General features: G+C 41.1%; 4 protein-coding genes. 3 read left to right on the plus strand and 1 reads right to left on the minus strand.

All coding sequences use genetic code 11. The features are described from left to right. A partial coding sequence (locus JX312_RS10870) for a hypothetical protein (protein ID WP_204458008.1) occupies positions 1–181 on the minus strand: 181 nt, incomplete at its 3' end. Positions 182–371: 190 nt separating this feature from the next. Between JX312_RS10870 and JX312_RS10875 the strand changes: the two genes are divergently transcribed. The 3 genes from JX312_RS10875 to JX312_RS10885 form a co-directional block, all read left to right on the plus strand. Then, on the plus strand, positions 372–2,075 hold the full coding sequence (locus JX312_RS10875) for a hypothetical protein (RefSeq protein ID WP_204458009.1): 1,704 nt from the start codon (positions 372–374) through the stop codon (positions 2,073–2,075). A 171-nt stretch (positions 2,076–2,246) separates the two neighbouring features. Continuing rightward, positions 2,247–2,984, plus strand: coding sequence for a hypothetical protein (locus JX312_RS10880; protein ID WP_204458010.1), 738 nt, complete (start codon positions 2,247–2,249; stop codon positions 2,982–2,984). 5 nt (positions 2,985–2,989) lie between these two features. Beyond that, the coding region (locus tag JX312_RS10885) for a 4-hydroxy-3-methylbut-2-enyl diphosphate reductase (RefSeq protein WP_204458011.1) at positions 2,990–3,350 on the plus strand (361 nt) is incomplete at its 3' end.

Consider the following 3,350-nt stretch of genomic DNA (forward strand, 5'->3'; position numbering starts at 1 on the left):
GAGCATACAAATCAGAGCTCATATAATCGATATCCTCAAGAGGGTAGGGTTTCCACTGATGAGGGAAGTGGAAACCCAGTTCTCTGTCATAACTGATTCCGGGGTCTTCATTTCCGGTGATCAGCCCGACAATGCTTTTGCCGTCAATCTGCTGTATGGTGTGTATCCATATACTTGCCACTGTTTTTACATATGTTTTTTGTCAGTTTTTTTGTCAAAACATGCTAAATCATAAGCGTGCATTGCCCTAATGTCGAGAATTTTAGCTAATTTTGTAATTAAGTAGGCTCTATTTCTGCCTCTTTCTATAAATGCAAAAACAACAAAACCCACATATAATTCATTGGATTCTGATGCTTGTTACAGTGGTTGTGACAAGCATAATAGTTTCATGCTCCGGCAATCCGGCAGTTGACCGGCAACTTACTGTTGCCGAAAATATCATGGAAGAACGACCTGATTCTGCGTTATCTGTCCTCAAAGGGATTGATACAGAACTGGTCACCTCCGAAGCAGAGAAAGCCCGATATGCACTGCTCATGTCGCAGGCTCTTGACAAGAACTATATTGACACTACCACCTTTGACGTCCTCCAGCCGGCAATCGACTATTATATCGACAAGGACAAAGGCACACCTGATGAGAAGTTAAAGACACTCTACTATCAAGGGCGTATATACCAGAACATACCGGACTTTGATATGGCAATGCAGACATTTCTGAAAGCAAATGATTTCAAAAATGAATGTAGGGATTCGCTCACTTATGCCCACATGCTTGTAGCTCAAAGTGTATTGTATTTCTCTTCATATCAGATTGAGGATTATGTTTCCAGCAGCCTTATGGCGGCTGAATTATACGACAAACTGAATAATGACAGATATCAGCAATCAAGTCTTATAAAGGCATTGGATGGAAGTATTGCATTAGGCAATCGACAACTATCCGACAGCATCATGCCTTTGGTAGATTCTCTTGCTCAATATGTGCCGGACTATCAGGATGAAAGATTATTGGTTAAACAGACGTATCTAATCGGGTTTGAGTCAGACTCTGCCATAAAATCATTGTTGGATACTGTTTCGGATTATTCAATGATGAATGATGAATCCAGACTTAATATAGCTAATGGATATCTTATATTGGATCAAGCCAAGAAGGCGGAATATATATTGAATTTGATTGATTCATGTGGTGAAGTCGGCAAATCGTCCAGATATCTTTGGCTTAAAGCTAAAACATTGGAAGCCAATGATAAATACAAAGAGGCGTTAGCCTCCTACAAAACATATTATGATGCAATAGAAAGAGAAAATTCCAAGATATATTATCAAAAAACTACGGTTGCAGAGGTGCGTCATGACTTGGAATTGAGCAATCTCCGGAAAATCCAACATAAGGATAAAATAATATGGCTGAGCGTATGCTCATTGCTCATCCTGCTGATAGTTGTCGGAGTGATATATTATTTCTATCGTATAGGACGAATGAAACGGGTAGTCGCTGAAAACGAAAAGACCCGTCTGCAACTTGAAAATGACGCACTTCTGAGGCAGAATGAGGTTTTGGAGTTGGAAAAACATACGGCTGAACTCACCGCCGAGAATATGAGGTTGCGGATTTCACAGCTCGAAACAGAAAACGAGCAGCTAAAAGATTTGTCCGATAAAGAAGATTTGCCCGATGATGTCAGAAAGGTTATAAAGGAGCGTGTGGAAATGCTTAATAGACTTTTCGCCGCGCGGATATTGGATAAAGATACCAATGTCAACGCTTATGATGAGTGGCTCCGACAGAAGATAAGCGACAAGGAGCGGTTTATGAACTCAAACCGTCTTGCTTTTAAGGCATCGCACCCCATGTTCATAAAGTATCTTGAGGAACACGGCTTGACCGAATATGAGATAAACTATCTTTGTCTGTATGCAATCGGTCTGAAAGGGAAAGATGTCGGCAACTATATACAGCTACGCCGCCACTACAACATCAGCAGCGAAATCAGGAGCAAACTCGGTATTGACGAACACGAAACCAACATCGGCATATATATCCGGAAACTCCTGAAAAGGCTCTGATTCCTCAATTTTGTTCCTCCCGTTAAACTTTTGGAGAGTCTGCGCCAAAATCGCCATATTTGCAATCTTTAATTGCCTAATGCATAGAAAAATAAAAACTGTCGCCGTTAAACTTTTTGTCTTGCATGGAAACTTTGTACTTACTAATTTTGCTCAAATTATTGAGCGATTATGAAGTATATAAGCATCAAAGTGATATTACTGTTGACATTAGGGACAGCCGCACTCCTTGTCGGATGCAGCGAAAGCAACACTGTGTTCAATGAGCCGGAAGCCATTAGAGCATACGAAACTGACGCGCAGATAATGGCCCGGTTTGTAGAGGTTGACCGGACTACGGGAACTTTCGTCCTTAATCCTGATAAAAAGATTACAGTCTCGGATTATCTGCTCAATAGCGGCAGAGAGGAACTTATGACTGTCAGCCAGATTAACAGAAACCGTTTCATCAAAGAGATGGAGGCTGTAAACAGACAACTGTCAGCAGTGAAACGCTCCGGCGGGGTGAGTGCATTTATCTATTCTACGCTGACTTCAAATGTCGTAATAGACGGTGATGCCAACGATTCATTTTATATCTCAAAACTAAACGAGGATTACTATTCTCATGGTCGAGTTGCTTCCTTGTCCTTAGAGGAAGGCAAAAGCCGGAGTGTGAGCTTCTTCGCTCAGTCAGATATGGTAATGACCGTTAATATCGGCAACTGCACAACATTCTATTGCGCACAGGTGTCGCTGGGGAATCAGAGCAATAGCGATTCCAAGATTATCTTTATTTCGGGTGTCAAGTCTTTTATTCCAACTCATAACTATCGGCTTGTCGCACCGTCAATCCTTGATAATAATAAGACTTTAAGTGGAATAACCTTAATCTGTGGCGACAACGTAACCGTTTCTATCGCAAGATGAAGTATTTGAACTACCTGATATTAACTTTGGTTGCGTTCGTTCTCGTTTCATGTGAGGAACGTACAGGTTATTATGATAGTGACCAGCAGGAAATAATTGCGAAACTGACTGCAAGGGAGTGGAAGCTGGTCTATGAGCATACACCTAACTTTGAACCGAATGAATTTCAGGAAGAAGGATGGGTATATAAATTTAACACCAACGGCACCGGCTCATACAAATGGGTAAAATGGGACGATGGAAGTATCAGCGGAGAACCGGTTTATTTTCGTTGGACTTTTACCACTGATAACTTTGCTGTGATATACATAGACAAATCCGAGCGTTTCTGGTTAATTGATAAATTAACTGCAACAGATTTATGGG

The organism is Barnesiella sp. CU968 (assembly GCF_905219685.1).
In the GTDB taxonomy this organism is placed as follows: Bacteria; Bacteroidota; Bacteroidia; order Bacteroidales; family Muribaculaceae; genus Lepagella; species Lepagella muris_A.